Annotated in this window: 21 protein-coding genes and 3 pseudogenes; 22 read left to right on the top strand and 2 right to left on the bottom strand. The window is 39.7% G+C overall.

All coding sequences use genetic code 11. The features are described from left to right. Positions 1-8 precede the first annotated feature (8 nt). The 9 genes from tmk (at position 9) to rsmI (ending at position 6,013) form a co-directional block, all read left to right on the top strand. Positions 9-635: a dTMP kinase gene (gene tmk, locus WKU33_RS16320; RefSeq protein ID WP_188856992.1), complete on the top strand. Its 627-nt coding sequence runs from the start codon at positions 9-11 to the stop codon at positions 633-635. Positions 636-652: 17 nt separating this feature from the next. Continuing rightward, positions 653-982, top strand: a complete 330-nt coding sequence (locus WKU33_RS16315) for a cyclic-di-AMP receptor (protein ID WP_156855292.1) — start codon at positions 653-655, stop codon at positions 980-982. A 209-nt stretch (positions 983-1,191) separates the two neighbouring features. Beyond that, positions 1,192-1,626, top strand: coding sequence for a YaaR family protein (locus tag WKU33_RS16310; RefSeq protein WP_156855291.1), 435 nt, complete (start codon positions 1,192-1,194; stop codon positions 1,624-1,626). 185 nt (positions 1,627-1,811) lie between these two features. After that, positions 1,812-2,801 carry a DNA polymerase III subunit delta' gene (gene holB, locus WKU33_RS16305; protein ID WP_156855290.1) on the top strand — a complete coding sequence of 330 codons (990 nt, stop codon included), beginning with the start codon at positions 1,812-1,814 and terminating at the stop codon, positions 2,799-2,801. A 10-nt stretch (positions 2,802-2,811) separates the two neighbouring features. Then, positions 2,812-3,636: a PSP1 domain-containing protein gene (locus WKU33_RS16300; protein ID WP_156855289.1), complete on the top strand. Its 825-nt coding sequence runs from the start codon at positions 2,812-2,814 to the stop codon at positions 3,634-3,636. Positions 3,637-3,653: 17 nt separating this feature from the next. Further along, positions 3,654-4,010, top strand: coding sequence for a DNA replication initiation control protein YabA (gene yabA, locus WKU33_RS16295; protein ID WP_156855288.1), 357 nt, complete (start codon positions 3,654-3,656; stop codon positions 4,008-4,010). A gap of 125 nt (positions 4,011-4,135) precedes the next feature. Continuing rightward, positions 4,136-4,876 (top strand): tRNA1(Val) (adenine(37)-N6)-methyltransferase, encoded by a 741-nt coding sequence (locus WKU33_RS16290; protein ID WP_336252101.1) that lies wholly within the window; start codon positions 4,136-4,138, stop codon positions 4,874-4,876. Continuing rightward, positions 4,869-5,141, top strand: a complete 273-nt coding sequence (locus WKU33_RS16285; RefSeq protein WP_340455592.1) for a GIY-YIG nuclease family protein — start codon at positions 4,869-4,871, stop codon at positions 5,139-5,141. The genes WKU33_RS16290 and WKU33_RS16285 overlap by 8 nt, the downstream gene beginning before the upstream one ends. After that, a complete protein-coding gene (rsmI, locus tag WKU33_RS16280; RefSeq protein ID WP_340455591.1) occupies positions 5,138-6,013 on the top strand; it encodes a 16S rRNA (cytidine(1402)-2'-O)-methyltransferase in 876 nt (291 codons plus the stop codon). Before WKU33_RS16285 ends, rsmI begins: the two co-directional genes overlap by 4 nt. A 93-nt stretch (positions 6,014-6,106) precedes the next feature. Here the strand turns inward: rsmI and WKU33_RS16275 are convergent, their stop codons facing one another. Beyond that, on the bottom strand, positions 6,107-6,385 hold the full coding sequence (locus WKU33_RS16275; protein WP_340455590.1) for an AbrB/MazE/SpoVT family DNA-binding domain-containing protein: 279 nt from the start codon (positions 6,383-6,385) through the stop codon (positions 6,107-6,109). A 502-nt stretch (positions 6,386-6,887) separates the two neighbouring features. Between WKU33_RS16275 and metG the strand changes: the two genes are divergently transcribed. Both metG and WKU33_RS16265 read left to right on the top strand, forming a co-directional pair. Continuing rightward, complete coding sequence (metG, locus tag WKU33_RS16270) at positions 6,888-8,891, top strand: methionine--tRNA ligase (protein WP_340455589.1); 2,004 nt, start codon at positions 6,888-6,890, stop codon at positions 8,889-8,891. 69 nt (positions 8,892-8,960) lie between these two features. Further along, complete coding sequence (locus WKU33_RS16265) at positions 8,961-9,734, top strand: TatD family hydrolase (protein WP_340455587.1); 774 nt, start codon at positions 8,961-8,963, stop codon at positions 9,732-9,734. Between the two features lie 202 nt (positions 9,735-9,936). Here the strand turns inward: WKU33_RS16265 and WKU33_RS16260 are convergent, their stop codons facing one another. Then, a complete protein-coding gene (locus tag WKU33_RS16260; RefSeq protein WP_340455584.1) occupies positions 9,937-10,806 on the bottom strand; it encodes a LysR family transcriptional regulator in 870 nt (289 codons plus the stop codon). 111 nt (positions 10,807-10,917) lie between these two features. On the opposite strand from WKU33_RS16260, the gene WKU33_RS16255 reads away from it, so the two are divergent. The 11 genes and pseudogenes from WKU33_RS16255 to WKU33_RS16215 all read left to right on the top strand — a co-directional run bounded on the left by WKU33_RS16255 (position 10,918) and on the right by WKU33_RS16215 (position 18,912). Further along, positions 10,918-11,757 carry a YitT family protein gene (locus WKU33_RS16255; protein ID WP_340455582.1) on the top strand — a complete coding sequence of 280 codons (840 nt, stop codon included), beginning with the start codon at positions 10,918-10,920 and terminating at the stop codon, positions 11,755-11,757. A gap of 24 nt (positions 11,758-11,781) precedes the next feature. Next, on the top strand, positions 11,782-12,546 hold the full coding sequence (locus WKU33_RS16250) for a TIGR01457 family HAD-type hydrolase (protein ID WP_340455581.1): 765 nt from the start codon (positions 11,782-11,784) through the stop codon (positions 12,544-12,546). Positions 12,547-13,013: 467 nt separating this feature from the next. Next, entirely contained in the window at positions 13,014-14,228 is a 1,215-nt protein-coding gene (locus WKU33_RS16245; protein ID WP_340455579.1) for a ubiquitin-like domain-containing protein, read from the top strand. Positions 14,229-14,301: 73 nt separating this feature from the next. Next, a complete protein-coding gene (gene rnmV / locus WKU33_RS16240; RefSeq protein ID WP_336252110.1) occupies positions 14,302-14,859 on the top strand; it encodes a ribonuclease M5 in 558 nt (185 codons plus the stop codon). A gap of 1 nt (position 14,860) precedes the next feature. Beyond that, a complete protein-coding gene (gene rsmA, locus WKU33_RS16235; protein WP_340455576.1) occupies positions 14,861-15,778 on the top strand; it encodes a 16S rRNA (adenine(1518)-N(6)/adenine(1519)-N(6))-dimethyltransferase RsmA in 918 nt (305 codons plus the stop codon). A 206-nt stretch (positions 15,779-15,984) separates the two neighbouring features. Next, positions 15,985-16,164: pseudogene (locus tag WKU33_RS16230) on the top strand (NAD-dependent epimerase/dehydratase family protein); the annotation flags it as partial. A 264-nt stretch (positions 16,165-16,428) separates the two neighbouring features. Continuing rightward, positions 16,429-16,545, top strand: a pseudogene (locus WKU33_RS19135) (alanine:cation symporter family protein); the annotation flags it as partial. Positions 16,546-16,603: 58 nt separating this feature from the next. Beyond that, the gene (locus WKU33_RS16225) at positions 16,604-16,801 is read left to right on the top strand and encodes an alanine:cation symporter family protein (RefSeq protein WP_340455575.1); all 198 of its coding nucleotides are present in this window, start codon (positions 16,604-16,606) and stop codon (positions 16,799-16,801) included. Positions 16,802-17,058: 257 nt separating this feature from the next. After that, positions 17,059-18,009 carry an agmatinase gene (gene speB / locus WKU33_RS16220; protein ID WP_156855274.1) on the top strand — a complete coding sequence of 317 codons (951 nt, stop codon included), beginning with the start codon at positions 17,059-17,061 and terminating at the stop codon, positions 18,007-18,009. 189 nt (positions 18,010-18,198) lie between these two features. Then, positions 18,199-18,402, top strand: a pseudogene (locus WKU33_RS19130) (polysaccharide deacetylase family protein); the annotation flags it as partial. Positions 18,403-18,414: 12 nt separating this feature from the next. Then, a complete protein-coding gene (locus WKU33_RS16215; RefSeq protein ID WP_156855273.1) occupies positions 18,415-18,912 on the top strand; it encodes an SDR family NAD(P)-dependent oxidoreductase in 498 nt (165 codons plus the stop codon). Positions 18,913-19,071 lie beyond the last annotated feature (159 nt).

The raw sequence follows: 19,071 nt of genomic DNA, 5'->3' as shown, positions 1-19,071 counted from the left end.
AAAAAGCAGTGAAGGGAAAATTCATAACGTTTGAAGGTGTGGAAGGAGCGGGAAAGACGTCCGTTCTCCACGCATTAACTGATAAATTAACAGACTTGGGCTATGAAGTTGTAGCAACAAGAGAGCCGGGTGGAATTGACATTGCGGAACAAATCCGCACGATCCTCCATGACCGTGCGAACACGAAGATGGAGGAACGCACAGAAGCATTACTCTATGCCGCCGCCCGCAGACAGCATCTGGTAGAGAAAGTCCTTCCTGCACTCGACGAAGGAAAAATTGTGCTCTGTGATCGTTTTATCGACTCAAGCCTCGCCTACCAAGGGTATGCCCGGGGCCTTGGGATGGAGGAAGTGTTCCAGATTAATCAATTTGCCATCCAGGATGTGATGCCGAACTTAACATTATTATTTGATATCGCTCCAAAAAAGGGATTAGAGCGGATTGCGGCGAATAAGAATAGAGAGAAGAACCGTTTAGATCTAGAGACAATTGCTTTCCATGAAAAAGTGTATGAAGGTTATCAATTGCTTCATGAGCAGTATCCAAACCGCATTCAAAAAATCAATGCCAACCAGGCCTTCCAAGATGTTGAGAGAAGTGCATTGGATTGTATTTTAGCTTATTTAAAATAAGAAGGGAGACTAAACCAATGAAATTAATTTTTGCTGTGCTTCAAGATAAGGATTCCACCCGTCTCGTTAATGCGCTGGCGGAAGAAGATTTCAAAACGACGAAACTTGCTTCAACAGGAGGATTTTTAAAAGAAGGTAATACGACTTTAATGATTGGTTGTAATGACGATGAAGTTGATGCAGCTCTAGATATTATTAAAGAAAATTGCTCCCAGCGTGAACAAATGGTTGCTCCAATTTCACCAATGGGAGGAAGCGCTGATTCGTATATACCGAAGCCAGTTAAAGTCGAAGTTGGTGGCGCAACCGTCTTTGTCGTGCCGATTGAATCATTTATTCAATTCTAAAGCGAACAAAGGCGCAAGCGCCTTTACAGGATAAGTCGTTTTACAAAGCCTTAAGAAGATTACTCATAGAGGCTTACTCAAGAAGTAATTCATTTGGACTTTGCTGGGCACTGGTGCTGGACGTGGCCATTGCTCGCAATTTTGTAATACAGAGGATTTTATTTTATTTTTCCTTGGAAAAGCACAAAAATGGAAGGAGTGGAGAAGGAATGAAAATCAGCCAGGAAATAAAATCGCAGACAGAAGTAAAGATCCCTAGGCCAATTCATGCGGAGACCCAGTCCTTCCAAAAATTAGTACAATCCGAATCTCAGAATTTGAAACAGCAAGAACTGCAGCAATTAATACAAAACATTTCAAAGCAAGGGGAAAAATTAGCACACTACCGCACGATGCGGGAGCTTGTTAAATTTAAACGAATGATCAAAGGATTTTTACAAGAAACAGTCTCGACCGGTTATAAATTACAACACGGACATTCGTTCAGTTTCGATGGCAGCAGCCGTAAACTGACGATTATTAAAGAGCTTGATGACAAGCTATTGGAACTCACAGAAGAAGTGATGAATCAGGAAAAGAAGACGGTAGATATCCTTGACCTTATAGGCGAAATCAAGGGTTTACTGATTAACATATATACGTAACAAAAGCGAAAGCGCCCGTTCAGCGACGTACAGATTGGACTGGTCCGCAGGAGATAAAGGAAACACAGCGACCAAAGGAAGCTGATGTTGACTTATCGACGGAGGAGCAGGAAATCTGCTAGTCGCTGGGCGCTAGAGCTAGACGTAACAAAAGCGAAAGCGCTAGATGATAAGGAAGGATACCCATGAATACTTGGTCTGAATTAACAGAAATACAGCCAATGGCAACTCAGATTCTCACAAACAGTATAGAAAAAGGCCGAATTTCTCATGCGTATCTTTTACAAGGTGAACGAGGAACTGGAAAAGAACAGATCGCCCTTGTCATGGCAAAGAGTCTATTCTGTGAAAATAGACAAGGGGCTGAGCCTTGTAACACCTGTACTAATTGTAAACGAATCACTTCTGGCAACCATCCGGACGTTCATTGGATCGAGCCAGAAGGTTTATCCATATCGAAGGAGCAGGTGCAGCATTTGCAAAAGGAATTCTCCTACTCAGGGATGGAATCCAATCAGAAGGTGTATGTTGTTAAACATGCGGACCGGATGACGGTAAATGCAGCGAACAGTCTCCTGAAGTTTTTAGAAGAACCGAGTAAACAGACGACAGCAATGATGCTTACGGAGAACAGTGGAGCGATTCTAGCAACGATTCGTTCTCGTTGTCAGGTCATTGATTTAAAACCCCTCAATCCTATCCAATTCCGGAAACAGTTGGTTACAGAAGGGATGCGGGAGCAGGATGCTACCTTGATGAGTGCTCTGACGAATAATTTGGATGATGCGTTCCAGGTTGTCCAAGACGAATGGTTTGTGGAAGCAAGAAAGCTAGTGTTACAATTAATTGAAATGCTCACCACGAATCATGAAAATGTTTATCTCTATCTCCACAGTAAATGGCTCGCACATTTTAAAGAGAGAGATGATCACGACCGAGGGCTTGATATATTACTCCTTGCCCTGCGTGACGTCCTCTATTACCATATTGGGAATGAGGATGCGATGACCGTTTTCAAACCGGCGGATGCATTACTCGAGAAGAGCTCGATGAAATTTTCACAACATCATTTATCGAAACTGCTTGATTACGTCATCCAGGCAAAACGGAAACTCTCACAAAATGTCCAGCCTACATTAGTAATGGAGCAGCTCGTACTGAAAATGAAGAGGTGAAAAAAATAGAATGATAGAAGTAATTGGTGTCCGCTTTAAAAAGGCGGGTAAAATATATTATTTTGATCCAGGGGAAGAACAGATTACACCGGATAGTTATGTAATTGTGGAAACAATTCGCGGGATCGAGTTTGGGAAAGTTGTTATTGCGAGTAAGCTGGTGGACGAGGAAGATGTTGTCCTCCCGCTCAAGAAAGTGATTCGAGTAGCGACCGATGAAGATAAACGCACCGTTGTCGAGAATCAGAAACAAGCCCAGAAAGCAATGGAAGCCTGTTCTGTAAAGGTCATAGAACATGAACTGGAGATGAATATGGTTGATGTGGAATATACATTTGACCGGAATAAAATCATCTTCTATTTCACGGCAGACGGCCGGATCGATTTCCGTAATCTTGTGAAAGACCTCGCAGCGATGTTCAAGACAAGAATCGAATTAAGGCAAATTGGTGTCCGTGACGAAGCGAAAATGCTTGGTGGTATTGGACCATGTGGACGTATGCTTTGTTGTTCGACCTTTTTAGGTGACTTTGAGCCGGTATCGATTAAAATGGCAAAAGATCAAAACTTGTCCCTTAATCCAGCGAAGATTTCCGGATTATGCGGCCGCTTGATGTGTTGCCTGAAGTATGAAAATGATCATTATGAAGAAGCTAAAAGAGAACTTCCAGACTTTGGCGAAGCGATTAAAACGCCACACGGTAAGGGCAAGGTTGTTGGTTTAAATATCCTGGAAAAACTCGTACACATAGAATTAAAAGAACAAGAACGTACGATTGAATATACATTGGATGAAATGATCGAAGAAGGAATGTTAGCGCAGGCCACAAAGTAGTGAAGAGGTGAGTGGGCGTGAATAATAGGGAAATATTTGACCAGGTTGCCGATATGGAAAAGCAAATTGGTGAACTATATGAACGACTTGGCGAATTGAAAGGGCAACTGAGTAGCGTGCTTGAAGAAAATCATCGCCTGCAAGTAGAGAATCACAATTTGCGCAATCATTTAGAGCAAACGAATCAGGAAAAAGAAAAACAGAAGCAAAACAATAAAGATGAAGATACGAAAGAATACTTACCAGGTGAAGGCCGTGACAACCTTGCAAGGCTTTACGATGAAGGTTTTCATATTTGTAATTTAGAATTTGGAAGTCCACGACAAAATGAAGATTGTATTTTTTGTCTGGATTTCTTTGCAAAGAGAAAATAACGAACTAGCTAAAACTGTCCTATTATAAAAAATAGGGCAGTTTTCTCACGAATTAACGGTCTGTAATATCCCCACTGAATGAAGTTTTCACTTTATTAAGGTGTTAGCATAGAAAGGATTCAAATATGGTAAAACTATATGGTGACGAACGACTCGATTACTTATTGGCCGATGAGTCGATGAAAATTATCCAGAGCCCAACAGCATTTGCCTTTTCACTTGATGCAGTATTGCTTGCCCATTTTGCAAGTATTCCAATCAAACGTGGGACAATCCTCGATTTATGTACGGGAAATGCCGTCATCCCTTTACTATTGTCGAAAAGGAGCAATGCGAAGATTACAGGTGTGGAAATCCAAGAACGGATTTATCAAATGGCAGAGCGAAATATCACGTTAAATAACCTTAATGAGCAGCTTTCTGTCATCCACGGCGATTTAAAGGAAATGCTGCCAGTGCTTGGTCATAGCAGTTTTGATGTAGTAACGTGTAACCCACCTTATTTCCGTTCGCCAAAAGCAACGGAGCATAACGAAAATGAATACCTCACGATTGCAAGGCACGAGGTCTATTGTACGTTAGAGGATGTTGTTAAAGCATGTAAATTACACGTCCGTCCAGGCGGAAAAGTTGCAATGGTTCACCGGCCGGGAAGACTCGTCGATATTATTGCACGCTTCCGGCAGGAAAGAATAGAACCCAAACGGATCCAGTTTGTTTATCCAAAGCATGGAAAAGAAGCGAACATGCTACTAGTCGAAGGGATTCGAGACGGGAAACCGGATATCAAACTTCTTCCTCCACTATATATTTATAATGACGATGGAAGCTATACGGAGGAAGCTAGGAGCATTATCTATGGCTAAAGCACATCTCGTTTACATGTTGAAATGTAAGGATAATACGTTATATACAGGCTATACAAACGATCTTGCCCACCGGCTCATGATGCATGAATCAGGGAAAGGGGCAAAATATACCCGAGGCCGAGGCCCCTTTGAAGTGGTACATATAGAGGAATTTCCGACAAAGGAAGAAGCATTACAAAGGGAATATCAAATCAAGCAGCTCCCACGTCCTCAGAAGGAAGCGTTAATCGGGGCTAATAGAAAGAAGTGTGTGCGGAAATGATGATTCAAAAAAGCTTTGCAAATGAAATAGAAGGTGCCATTATCCTTGTTCCCACACCGATTGGGAATTTAGAGGATATTACGTACCGAGCGTTGAATACGTTAAAGACGGCGACTGTTATTGCAGCAGAGGATACGCGCAATACGAGGAAACTCCTCAATTATTTTGAAATTACTACCCCGCTTACGAGTTATCATGAATATACGAAGAAAGAAAAAATAGAAAAGCTGATCAACGAAGCGGAAAGAGGAGCCAAAATCGCTGTTGTGAGTGATGCGGGAATGCCTGCCATTTCTGATCCGGGTACAGATATTGTTGAAGCCGCATTGGAGCGTAATATTAAAGTCATTGTTTTACCAGGCGCAAACGCTGCCCTTAGTGCCCTTGTCGGTTCAGGACTTTCTACTGAAGAATTTTATTTTTATGGATTTTTGCCACGGAAGAAAAAAGAAATGGTGGAAGTACTTGAACGGTTAAGATCAATCTCAGCAACGCTCCTATTCTATGAATCCCCATTCCGGGTAAAACAAACAGTGAATGTTCTACATGAAACATTAGGAAATAGAGAAATTGTATTAGCCCGCGAACTTACGAAACGTTTTGAGGAATATATTCGTGGGACAATGGAAGAAGTGCTCGCTTGGACGGAAACAAATGAATTGAAGGGTGAGTTCGTCATCGTCGTAGAAGGAGTAAGTGAGGATGAGACAGATACTGAAGGGGACTGGTGGACAGGGCTCGATATGAAAGAGCATGTCGAACACTATATGGATAAGGAAGGATTATCGAGTAAGGAGGCAATTAAGCAAACAGCAGTAGACCGAGGAATTCCGAAGCGGGAAGTCTACCAAAACTATCATATTCAGAACTAGGAGTTACACAAAAATAAAACTGGGTGCAGATTCAACCCAGTTCATTTATTTTTAGAGCCTATGAAGGAACTTACCCCTATAGGGTAGTAATAATCAGTTAACTAAGCGAGATTCAATTTCCTTAATTAGCGCAGTGGCTCCATTTTTACTTAGGATGAGTTTGCCACCCGCGAGAAGCAAGTTATCATCGGATACTTCACCAGTAATCTGACACTCCATCCGAGATTCATATTTCCGTAAAATAATTTTGTCATCATCCACATAAATTTCAATCGGATCTTTTTCGTGGATATCCAGTGTACGTCTTAACTCGATTGGGATTACGACTCTCCCAAGCTCATCGACTTTGCGAACAATTCCAGTAGATTTCATATTTTTATCCTCCCCAGATAATGTTGGAAATGGCGCTTTTTATATGTACGCTGCCAATTTCCTTGTTTTCTTTATCTAAATAATCGCAGATACTTTATATTTATCTCTATATTCTGCAATTACTGATAACTCTAGTTAAACTAAAAGAATACAAATAGCAACATCTTTACTTAGCAATAGAATAACAACATCACTAAATAATGTCAATTTTATTTCTCAAAATATTCATTAGTTAGAAAATTGATGAATCCATTTGTCGAAAACAATCTTATATTCGCGGTTTAGCCAATTATAACCAATTACAATTTTAGCTTTTTGTAATAGCCTAACTACCACGCCCAGACCCAGCTACTAGCAAGACTTCCTTTACCTCATGACGGGATAAAGAAGACTTGCCGATTGGCTAAGACATGAGGCTTAGCACTTTTGCGGTATTTGGCAAATTCTTATATAATCGTTACAATAGATTTTAGGTAGAAAGATACTAATGAGGAGGTTCACCATGGGTAATTCGAAAAACACCTTTTATATAACAACACCCATTTATTATCCAAGTGGAAAGCTACATATTGGTAATGCGTATTCCACAATCGCCTGTGATGTCATGGCGCGGTATAAACGAATGACCGGATATGATGTGTTCTATCTTACGGGAAGTGATGAACACGGGCAGAAAATTGAACAAAAAGCAGAAGAGTTGAATGTTTCACCGCAAGCCTACGTGGACGAAATGGCAGAAGGAATGAAGAAACTTTGGAAGTTGCTTGAAATTAGCAACGATAAATTCATCCGTACAACCGATCCAACCCATAAAAAAGTTGTACAGGATATATTTGAACGTTTCCTTGAACAAGGTGATATTTATCTTGATGAGTATGAAGGCTGGTATTCTATTCCAGATGAAACGTTCTATACGGAAACACAATTAGTCGATGTGGAATACGATGAGAACGGAAATATCGTTGCTGGGAAATCCCCGGACAGTGGACATCCAGTTGAACTGATCAAAGAGGAATCGTATTTCTTTAAAATGAGTAAGTATGCAGACCGCTTACTTGAATATTACGAAACACATCCTGAATTCATTCAACCGGAATCCCGTAAAAATGAAATGATCAATAATTTTATTAAGCCGGGACTGGAAGACTTGGCAGTATCGCGTACCGTCTTTTCTTGGGGTATCCCTGTTCCAAGCAATCCAAAACATGTCGTGTACGTATGGATTGATGCTTTAACGAACTATATTACCGCACTTGGATATGGTACGGAAAATGATGAGCTATTTAATAAATACTGGCCGGCAGATGTTCATATGGTTGGTAAAGAAATTGTCCGTTTCCATACGATTTACTGGCCAATTATGTTGATGGCCCTTGATTTACCGTTACCGAAACAAGTCTTTGCCCATGGGTGGCTATTAATGAAAGACGGGAAAATGTCGAAATCAAAAGGGAACGTCGTCTATCCAGAAATGCTTGTTGAACGCTACGGATTAGATGCGCTGCGCTATTACTTGATGCGTGAGGTTGCTTTTGGAAGTGATGGGGTCTTTACTCCAGAAGATTTCGTTTCCCGTGTCAACTTCGACCTTGCGAATGACCTAGGGAACCTACTTAATCGTACGGTCGCAATGATCAATAAATATCTGGACGGACAAGTTCCAAGCTACAAAGGGAACGTTACCGCATTTGATGAAGACTTGCAACGGACAGCGGCAGAAGCAATTGCGGATTATCAGACAGAGATGGAGAAAATGCAGTTCAGTAGTGCGCTCGCCTCTGTATGGCGTCTGATTTCCCGTGCGAATAAATATATTGATGAAACCGAGCCGTGGAAGATTGCAAAAGAGGAAGACAAACAGGCGGAACTGGCAAGCGTTATGATTCATTTGGCGGAAAGCTTGCGAATCGCTGCATCCTTGCTACAACCGTTCCTCACTCACGCACCGAAAAAGATTTTCGAACAGCTCGGGTTGAATGTTGATACAGCAGGTGATTGGAAAGACATTCAATTTGGGAACTTCCCTGAAAATGTTACAGTTATTAAAAAAGGGACACCAATATTCCCTCGTCTTGATGTAGAAGAAGAAGCGGAGTATATCCGTTCTCAAATGACTGGTGATACTGCTGAAGAAGCATGGGACCCAGAAGAAACGGAGCTTGTCTCAAGCAAAGAGAAACAGATTAAAATTGATCAATTTGACCGCGTAGAACTGAAGGTTGCGGAAGTGATCGAATGCGCTAAAGTGGAAGGCGCGGACAAGTTGCTGAAATTCCGCCTTGATGCGGGCGATAAAGCACATCGTCAGATTTTATCCGGGATTGCCGAGCACTATCCGAATCCGGAAGAATTAATAGGTAAAAAGGTAGTAATTGTCGCGAATCTGAAACCACGTAAAATGCGTGGAGAAGTGAGTCAAGGTATGATTCTTTCTGCAGAAGCTGACGGGAAACTTACCGTTATTGAAGCACCTCAAGACGTACCGAATGGTTCATTAATATCGTAAACCTATAAAAAAGAATTACCCTGCCACATGGAGCAGGGTTTCTTTTCTTTATATAAAGGAGCTGAAAGAATGTTATTTGATACACATGTCCACCTAAATGCTTGGCAATTTAAAGAAGACCGCGAAGAAACGATTCAGCGTGCCTTTAATGCAGGGGTTACGCATATGACCGTTGTTGGTTTTGACCATGAAACGATTCCCCTTGCCATTGAAATAGCGGAACAGTATGAGACGATTTATGCAGCTATTGGGTGGCATCCAGTCGATGCGATTGATATGACGGATAAAGAATTAACTTGGATTGAAGAGTTATCGGAGCATCCAAAGGTTGTTGCTATCGGTGAAATGGGGCTCGATTATCACTGGGATAAATCCCCGAAAGACGTTCAAGCTGAAGTGTTTCGGAAACAGATACGACTGGCGAAAAAATTAGACATGCCGATTATTATCCATAATCGGGAAGCTACGGAAGATATTATTCAAATTCTTGAAGAAGAAAAAGCTCATACCGTTGGTGGCATTATGCACTGTTACAATGATTCCGTCCAATATGTCGAACGCTGTTTAGATATGAATTTTTATATTTCGTTAGGTGGTCCGGTCACATTTAAAAATGCCCCGCTACCGAAAGAAGTAGCGAAGGAAGTGCCACTGGACCGCTTATTAATTGAAACCGATGCACCTTATCTCGCACCACATCCGAACCGTGGGAAGCGTAATGAACCAGCTTATGTTAAGCTTGTTGCTGAGAAAATTGCTGAGCTGCGGGGGATAACGCTTGAAGAAGTTGCTGAAGCGACAACGAAAAATGCAATTCATCTTTATAATATAGAATCAAACTAAAAAAGATGGGACGGCTGGAGATCAAGTCTTTATCATGCATTAACGGTCTGTAATACCCCCACTTCTAAACAGGAGGGAAGCCCAACATATGAGGGTGTGGGATATACAGTCCGTAAATACCTGATTCTGTTCAACTAACATTCAGTGGGGAGGAAAGGAAACCCCCACTGAATGAAGTTTCACTTTATTTGTCCCAACTTATTTACTCGTCATCTTGATACAACTCTATCACTTTAGAAATGAAACTTTTCGTCGCAGGTGATGCTTGGTCAGTATGTGCAATTCCGATCACCCGATATGCCTCCTTTTCAAATTCAAGTGGGATAATATGATGCCAATAATGTTTTAATACGAGTCCTGGCCGGATACTGATCCCGATATTCGCTTCAACTAGGGCAAAAATCGAATGATCGTCCGAAATTTTATATTTTACATTTGGCTCAATGTGATGTCGGTGAAATAATTCATAGATTTCATTGTCCCAGCCTACTTCCGGCTGAATCAACGGATATTCCTCCAGTTGACTCATTTTCATCTTTTTCTGTTTGTGTAAGGGGCTTGCTTCCGATACGATACAATATAGTGGGTCTCTTTTTAAAGGAATAAATTCAATATTTTTACCAGCCGGTTTTGTTGTAAAACAGCAGTCTAGTTCTCCAGCGATTACTCTATCTTCGAGCCCGTCAAAATCATCCTCAACAAATTCAATTGATATCCCTGGATAGCTCTGTTTAAATGCTTTAAAAATCGTCGGCATCCAGTTCGTCGTAACACGTGAAAAAGTCCCGACCTTGATACAGCCTGTTTCCATTCCGACTAATGCGGCTGACTCTTCGAATAAAATATTATTCATGTTAATGATTTTCCGCGTATATTCGTAAATTTTCTCCCCTTCCCTTGTCAAGTTAATTCCAGAGCGATTACGGACTAACAGGCGGAATCCAAGTTCATCTTCCAGACTTTTAATCGCATGACTGACCGTTGATTGGGTGAGGTTCAGTTCCTCTCCGGCTTTTGTAATATTTTCTATAGCCACGATTTTATTAAAGATTTCATACCGCTGAATGGTCACGGTAACCCCTCCATTATGAAAGTAATTAATGCTTTAGTTAAAATAAATTTGTTTTGTTAATCATTCTCTGTTTAAATTAAAATTAAGTCAAGTAAAGGATGTGAGATTGTTATGAAGAAAAGAATAATAGATATTATTTTTCTTATAATAGGTTCCTTAATATTTGCCCTATCGATTAATCTTTTTGTTATACCAAATGAGCTCGGTGAAGGGGGAGTAACGGGGTTAACGATTATATTTTACTATATGTTCGAATGGTCACCCGGACTTGTTAACCTCATATTAAACTCATTTCTACTCGTCGTAGGTTACCGGTTTTTAGGAAAAACAACAACCGTTTATACGATTATTACGATATTATTCTTTTCGCTATTTTTGCATCTAACAGAGAGCTGGAATGTTGATTCAAATGAGATTATTATTAATGCGATATTTGGCGGGGTCTTTGCTGGTGTAGGGATTGGTTTAATTATTAGAGTCGGGGGTACGACTGCGGGAACGGCAATTCTTGCTAGCATCACGAATAAATATTTGGGATGGAGTATCAGTTATGGCTTGTTATTCTTTGATTTAATTGTTGTCATGGGGTCTTACTTTATCATAGGGATAGAAAAAGTGATGTTGACCGTTCTTATGCTATACATTGGAACAAAAGTAATGGAATTCATTATTGAGGGTTTAAATCCGAAAAAAGCTGCTACAATTATAACCAAAAATCCGGATGAAATTGCCGAACAGGTAAATCTATCAATTGGTAGGGGTGTTACCGTCTTTTCTGGACATGGATATTATACGAAAGACACAAAAGAAATTCTATATATCATTATTAGCAAACAAGAAGTGATTAAATTAAAGAAAATTGTAAAGGCAACGGATAAAGATGCTTTCGTTGCAATTCATGATGTGCGGGACGTGTTTGGAGAAGGGTTTATGGATATTTCAAAGACATAATAAAAGTTGGAAAGAAGGATTAGGATGTATAGAGGATATTTCATTGATTTAGATGGCACTGCTTATCGTGGAAAAGAAGTTATTCTGGAAACATTAGAGTTTGTAAAAAAACTACACGAAAGAGAAATACCTTATTTGTTTTTAACTAATAATTCAACAAAGACACCACAAATGGTTGTAGAAACATTGAAGTCATTTGGCTACCCGGTTACAGAAAAACAAATTTATACATCTTCATTGGCGACTGCTCAGTATGTTTATGACCAGAACCCAAATGCAAGAATTTATATGATTGGTGAAATGGGTCTTCAATCAGCTCTGAAGGAGAAAGGGCTGACTCTTGTTGAACAAGGAGAAGAAGCCGATTATGTTGTATTTGGACTGGACCGTGAAATAAATTATGAAAAATACTTTCAAGCCTGTTTAGCAATCTATAATGGAGCAACTTTTATTGTAACGAATGGGGACTTGGCGCTTCCGACAGAACGAGGGTTAATGCCAGGAAATGGTGCACTGGCATCTGTTATTAGTGCTTCTACAGGTATGGAACCTATTTTTATTGGAAAACCAAATAGTACTATTATGGAAAAGGCTTTAGATTTAATAGGTCTTTCAAGAAAAAATGTGGCAATGATTGGTGATAATTATTTTACGGATATTTTAGCAGGAATACACGCAGGAATTCCAACCATTTACATTGAGGGTGGCTTTTCAAAACGAGAAGATATTTTGACTTATGACGTACAGCCAACTCATGTATTAAAGGATTTATCAGAGTTTGAAATTTAGATGTGCTGTATATTCTAAAAATAACTCATCGATATAAAGGGATGGCTCCCATAATGACTTTTATAACAGGTACCCACTTCTTTATCGACGGTGGATATTCTGTCATCTAAATAAAAAGGCTGGGATTCGTTATATCTCAGTCTTTTTTCTTTAGTTCTCCTATATTTCCTCTACTAAGAAAAAACTTTGTAAAACTATGTCGGAACTCCTTCATTTCTGTTATATAAATGTAAACAATGTCTTATTTCCAGAAACATCCATCCCCTAATAAGCTAGAATTTACATGCTAAACACCATTAATCTGAATAAAGAGATAATTTTGTAACCCTTGTCTCCCAACCGATTAGAGGCTATGAAACATATCCACAATCGAACTGTAATTGAATTGTAATTTGATTGTAAACGGAATAGCTTTGACTTTACATATACGTATTAATATAATCGGTTTCGTACAAGGAGGCAGGAGCATGAAAATTTTTCATAAGCTTATGCTAGCATCAAAAGCGAAAATGGTTCTTTCGAGTATTGGTGTCTTAGCACTTGTTTTATTTACGAGCTTACTAGTAGTTGAAGCAACAAAAAAAGAAGTAATCATCGTAGACAATGGAGAAGAACAAGTTGTGAACACCCACAAAAACACAGTGGCAGAACTATTTTCAGAAGTGGGAATTGCAGTTGGTGCCCATGATGAACTATCACATGAGGAAGAAGCACCAATTGAAAACGGAATGACAATCGATTATAAGACAGCAAAGCAGGTAACCGTTTCAATTGACGGCAAGCCTGAGAGTTTCTATACAACAGAAGATACTGTATTAGCATTTTTAAAACAGCAAGATCTAACCTTCTCCCAGCATGACGAGGTTTCACATGAAGATGGTGCGTTCATTGAGGACGGTATGGAAATCGATGTGAGGCAGGCATTTGATGTTGCAGTCGTTGATGGCGGTAAGGAGCTAACCATTCCTACCACTGGTGGCACGGTAGAAGAATTGCTAGAGGAGAATGACATCGAGCTGAATGATGCTGATAAGATCAAGCCGGCTTTAGACAAAAAGGTAAAGAAGGATACGACCGTTGATATTGTTCGTGTGACAACAGAGACGGTGGAAAAAGAAGAGGCAGTTGCTTTTGAAACGGAGAAACAAGAAGATAGCACACTGCAAAAAGGGGAAGAAAAGGTTATTACCCAAGGAGAAGATGGCCAAGTTGTAAAGAAGTATAAGATTACAAAAGAAAATGGGGAAGAAGTTTCCCGGGAAATAATTGAAGAAGAAGTTACGAAAGAGAGCAAGAACCGTGTAGTAGCAATCGGTACGAAAGAGCCTGTCCAAGAAGCGGATCCAGGGCTTGTTACACTTGCTAACAAATCGGAGGAGTCACAGAGTAGCGGGAAAACGCTAACAGTTACTGCAAGTGCATTCACTGCTTCCTGTGGTGGTTGCTCGGGTGTTACGACTACTGGAATCAATTTAAAAGCCAACCCAGATCAAAAAGTAATCGCAGTGGACCCGAATGTCATTCCGCTTGGCACAAAAGTATGGGTGGAAGGCTATGGGGAAGCTATAGCTGGAGACACTGGCGGTGCGATCCGTGGAAACCGTATTGATGTGCATGTCCCGAATCAGGGTGCAGCATATGATTGGGGAGTACGTACGGTACAAGTGAAAATCATAGACTAATACTTATTTTAGGAATTATGCTCTTCTCATGGTAAAATCATGGGAAGAGCTTTATTTACGTGGAGGGCAAGTTTTGAAGATAAAAGAAATTATCGTCGTGGAAGGTAGAGACGACACAGCTAAAATTAATCAGGCAATCCAAGCGGATACGATTGAGACGAACGGTTCAGCGGTTAATAAAGAAATCATTAACCGAATCCGTCACGCGCAAGAAAAGCGGGGCGTTATTATTTTCACCGATCCCGATTATCCCGGCCAGCGTATTCGCCACATCATAGACCAGGCCGTTCCCGGTTGTAAGCATGCATTTCTTACCCAGGATGAAGCACGGGCGAAAAATGCGCATAACAGGAGTTTGGGCATTGAACACGCTAGCCCGGAAACAATAAGAGAAGCACTCCGTAAAGTATATGAACTCACCGAAGAAACACGAGGAGAAATCACAAAAGAAGATCTTCTCATCAATCGCCTCATCGGTGTAAGAGAAGCAAGTGAACGTAGAAAACAGCTAGGAGAACATTTGAAAATTGGCCATACGAACGGGAAACAATTGTTGAAACGATTAAATCAGTTCCAGATTTCCAAAGAAGAGTTCGAAGCGGCAGTAGAAGCCATCCAGCAGGAGGATTGACATGTCAACTAAATATATTGCAACCCCATCGAAGACAAAAGAAATTCTGAAAAAATATGCCTTCGCTTTCAAAAAGAGTTTAGGACAGAATTTTATTATTGATGTAAACATCTTACAAAATATTTTAAAGCATGCAGGTGTGGATAAAGATTCAGGTGTCATTGAAATCGGTCCGGGAATCGGTGCTTTGACTGAGCAACTTGCAATCCATGCGGACAAAGTTGTCGCTTTTGAAATCGACCAGCGCCTGTTACCGATTTTAGATGACACTTTAGAGGCCTATTCTAATATTGAAATCATCCATCAGGACATATTAGAAGCGGATGTCACTGAAGTAATCAAGGAACAATTCAAAGAAAATCAGCCGATCCGCATCGTCGCTAATCTGCCATATTATATTACAACACCGATTCTTTTGAAGCTGCTCCATGACCAGTTGCCGGTTGAAAGTATTACGGTCATGATTCAAAAAGAAGTGGCAGAGCGGATGGCAGCTGAACCAAATAGTAAAAGTTACGGCTCCTTAACGATTGCTATTCAGTATTATACGAATGCGGAAGTGGTCATGAATGTGCCGAAGACCGTATTTAATCCGCAGCCGAATGTTGATTCCGGCATTCTAAAGCTGGAGTTACGTAAGGAGCCACCAGTCCATGTAGAGGATGAGGATTTCTTTTTCCGAATCGTTAAGGCAAGCTTTGCCCAGCGAAGGAAGACGTTACGAAATAATTTAGCAAACCTATTTACGGATATGAATAAGACGGAGATACAGAAAGTAATGGACCGGGCTGGGATTGATGGCGGCAGACGGGGCGAATCCTTGAGCATGGAGGAATTTGCACAGCTTGCTAATGTGTTTTATAGAAGTGTAACTAGCTGTAAAACTCCCTCAAGTATTGAGAAAAACCAAAAACTCTAAGTGGGAGATTAACAGCCTGTAACAGCCCGATTGGTTTAACTAACATTCCGTGGGAGTGAAGAAACCCCCGCGGAATAAGATTTCACTTTGCAAAGAAATAAATGAATAAGAGAAAAGACGGCAGGATGCACTGAAGCAACAATAAAAACGGACAGCTAATCAATCAGCTGTCTGCACTATAAATAGAAAGATAGAAGTGTTAAAGAATGAAAGTTTTAGTAGTGGGAGCAAGTGGAACGATTGGGCAAGCAGTCGTAAAGGAGTTGGAAGGCGACTGGATAGAAATTATAAAAGCAAGTCGTAATAACTCGGATGTAACGGTTGATATTACGTCACAAGAAAGTATTAAAGCGATGTTTGAACAAGTTGGTCCGGTGGATGCCCTATATCCACGACAGATTGCTTTTAGCATTTAAGAAGAGTGTATACGGGGCGCAGACAGGTCAGAGCTACAACGTGTATTAACGGAGAAAGTATTTCGGTGCAACCAGGAGGTATTCAATCGATCGGCTATTGCTTGGGGGAGTTCAGGGGGAGCTTTCTCTAATGCTGCTGTTTTTTGGTAGTGAGACGTTTGAAACGGGGGCTGCTGAAGTTTCCCCCTGTAAAACAAGGGTTAGTGCATTTGTGACTGACTTGGAGCACTATTTGTAGCAGTTGCTATTTTCTTCTTTGCTTTTACAAGCTTGACTACGTATTCCTATAAAGCTGAAACAAGCCTTGCCTTCATGATCGGAATCGGTAAAAGAAGGTCACTTGGCTGTTAAAGATTTTAAGTTTAGGTCTATTAATCATTGTCTTTTATAATAGTATCAATTCCGCATCTTGGATTGGGGACTTGGTAATTTAGGTTTCGTTATTATAGTTTGGTTGAATATGGTGGCGCTCACATTTTTAATTAAACCTGCTTTACAGGCGCTGAAAGATTATGATGTACAAAGAAGAGCAGGAAAAGATTCAGTATTTGACCCGAAGGTAGCTAGGATTGCTAACGCTGACTTTTGGGAACGTGTAGGAGATTAAGAAAAATAAGAAATTCAGGAAAATCAAGTGAAAACGAATAGTCATAATTTTCTAATTTTATATTTGTTAAAACAAGCGTAGGGAGAGCCTTTAGAGGGCAGCCTACGTTTTTGTTTTATTTTGGACAAAAAGTTAAAATAATAAGAAGTATGTTTTACGTTTCGCTAAATGAAAATGCTTACAGTAGTAGGTATAATATAGAAAATTTCATTTATTCTAATCAAACAAAAAATTAAATTACTTGAGGAGGATATGTAATGAAAACACCTAAATATGGACCTATGAACCACAGTCATGCACCTAGATATACAGGAGTACGTACTTTTATGAAGCTACAACATTTACAAAAAACTGAAGATGTTGATATTGCTATTGTTGGATTACCATTTGATACAGCAGCAAGTTATCGTTCCGGGGCACGCTTTGGACCTTCAGGTATACGAGAGATTTCAATGTTACTGAGACCTTCAAATGCATATCACAAAATTAATCCGTTTGATCATTGTTCAGTTATAGATTATGGAGATTTACCACTAATCCCAGGTCATATTCATGATACTTATCAAATCATTAAGGAGAATTATTCATTTCTTGCAAAGAATAATGTTATTCCAATTGGCTTAGGAGGGGATCATTCACTTACTTTGGGAGAGTTGAGGGGGTTAGCAGACCATTATGGACCAATAAGTTTAGTTCATTTTGATGCGCATGGTGATACATGGGATAACTATTGGGGGAAAAAATATACACATGGAACACCATTTAAGCGGGCTTTAGAAGAAAATGTAATTGATCCTAATAGTTCTATTCAGATTGGTTTAAGGGGAACCGTCTATGATCCGGGTGATGTTGATGAAGCAAAAAATATGGGATTTGAAGTTATAACAATGGATGAACTCCGCCAAATTTCAGCAGAACAATTAAAAGGTCGTATTGCAAAAAGAGTAGGCGACAATCCAGTGTTCTTAACTTTTGATATTGATTTCTTTGATCCAGCATATGCTCCAGGTACAGGGACTCCTGAACCTGGCGGTGCTACTAGTTATGAAGGGCTTAACTATGTGCGTAACTTACCTAATTTAAATTATGTTGGTTTTGATGTAGTTGAGGTATTACCGGCACTAGATAGTTCCGAAATAACAGCACAATTAGGTGCAGCTATTGTATATGAATTTATTTCAATTTTAGCTTTGCATACTGATAAGTAACTATATGAAATAAATACTCGGAAAGGAGAACGCAAAATGGAGTGACCAGATCAAAAGAAGATGGCAGTTGTTCTATCTTTTGATATAGATGCGGAAACACCTTTTTTATTTGATGAAAAAAACAAGTCAAGAATGTCACTCTTATCTATTGGAACATAAGGGAGAACAGTTGGTTTAAACCGAGTATTAAGAACTCTCAAAAATAATGATCTTAAAGCAAATTTCTTTGTTCCAGGGGCAGTAGCAGAATTAGATCCAACTGTAATTGAAAGAATCACCGAAGATAATCATCCGATTGGACACCATGGATATTATCATGAAAGGCTCGATACACTATCATTTGAACAAGAGGAAGAGATCTTGTACAAAGGAAAAGAGATAATTAAGAAATAATAATTCCAGAATATCCATATCCTGATAAACAATGCAGGAACTATTGGAAATGAATCTCCTATCGTTGATATGGCAGTAGAAGATTGGGATAGACTAATCAATGTTGATTTAAGGGGTGTATTTTTAACTTCCAAGTATCTAATCCCACTGATGGATAAAGATTCAGTTGGAAAGATAATAAATATTTCATCGGAACTTTCCTTAAAAGGTAGAGAGAACTTTACGCACTACACAGCAGCAAAAGGAGGAGTAAATAGCTTTACGAAAAGTTTAGCCCTAGAACTGGCTCCAGATATTTTAGTAAATACATTAGCGCCTGGTCCAGTAGAAACAGATATGATTTTAAGTGATATGAATGAAGAGTGGATTGAAAAAGAAAAAGATATACCATTAAAGCGACTAGGAAAAATAGAAGAGATTTCAGCAGCGGCTTTATTACTAGCTTCTGATGAAGGGAACTTTTTCTGTGGTCAGATATTAAGCCCGAATGGAGGTGCCGTATTTTTATAAGTATAATTTTAGAGAAGCAATATCATCTTTTATAATGATCCTGTAGAACACCTAGTAAAAGCTCTCGTATAAAATTTGATGCATTTCATTGATTTTATACGAGAGCTTATTAAATTGTCTTTTATTTTTGTGAATTTTAAGTAGTATAATTACAAAAGC

The sequence above is a fragment of the Oceanobacillus sp. HCA-5259 genome (assembly GCF_037892815.1).
Classification (GTDB): Bacteria; Bacillota; Bacilli; order Bacillales; family Amphibacillaceae; genus Oceanobacillus; species Oceanobacillus indicireducens.
The sequence above is the reverse complement of the archived record's forward strand: the minus strand, read 5'-3'. Positions and strand labels throughout refer to the sequence as shown.

What these genes read in the sequence shown, in the direction of transcription:
- WKU33_RS16290 (WP_336252101.1), top strand. Translation starts at nt 4,136, where the DNA reads ATGGTAAAACTATATGGTGACGAACGACTCGATTACTTATTGGCCGAT.
- WKU33_RS16275 (WP_340455590.1), bottom strand. Translation starts at nt 6,385, where the DNA reads ATGAAATCTACTGGAATTGTTCGCAAAGTCGATGAGCTTGGGAGAGTC.
- WKU33_RS16285 (WP_340455592.1), top strand. Translation starts at nt 4,869, where the DNA reads ATGGCTAAAGCACATCTCGTTTACATGTTGAAATGTAAGGATAATACG.
- rsmI (WP_340455591.1), top strand. Translation starts at nt 5,138, where the DNA reads ATGATGATTCAAAAAAGCTTTGCAAATGAAATAGAAGGTGCCATTATC.
- WKU33_RS16255 (WP_340455582.1), top strand. Translation starts at nt 10,918, where the DNA reads ATGAAGAAAAGAATAATAGATATTATTTTTCTTATAATAGGTTCCTTA.
- speB (WP_156855274.1), top strand. Translation starts at nt 17,059, where the DNA reads ATGAAAACACCTAAATATGGACCTATGAACCACAGTCATGCACCTAGA.
- WKU33_RS16300 (WP_156855289.1), top strand. Translation starts at nt 2,812, where the DNA reads ATGATAGAAGTAATTGGTGTCCGCTTTAAAAAGGCGGGTAAAATATAT.
- WKU33_RS16265 (WP_340455587.1), top strand. Translation starts at nt 8,961, where the DNA reads ATGTTATTTGATACACATGTCCACCTAAATGCTTGGCAATTTAAAGAA.
- WKU33_RS16315 (WP_156855292.1), top strand. Translation starts at nt 653, where the DNA reads ATGAAATTAATTTTTGCTGTGCTTCAAGATAAGGATTCCACCCGTCTC.
- WKU33_RS16250 (WP_340455581.1), top strand. Translation starts at nt 11,782, where the DNA reads ATGTATAGAGGATATTTCATTGATTTAGATGGCACTGCTTATCGTGGA.
- WKU33_RS16310 (WP_156855291.1), top strand. Translation starts at nt 1,192, where the DNA reads ATGAAAATCAGCCAGGAAATAAAATCGCAGACAGAAGTAAAGATCCCT.
- metG (WP_340455589.1), top strand. Translation starts at nt 6,888, where the DNA reads ATGGGTAATTCGAAAAACACCTTTTATATAACAACACCCATTTATTAT.
- holB (WP_156855290.1), top strand. Translation starts at nt 1,812, where the DNA reads ATGAATACTTGGTCTGAATTAACAGAAATACAGCCAATGGCAACTCAG.
- WKU33_RS16245 (WP_340455579.1), top strand. Translation starts at nt 13,014, where the DNA reads ATGAAAATTTTTCATAAGCTTATGCTAGCATCAAAAGCGAAAATGGTT.
- rsmA (WP_340455576.1), top strand. Translation starts at nt 14,861, where the DNA reads ATGTCAACTAAATATATTGCAACCCCATCGAAGACAAAAGAAATTCTG.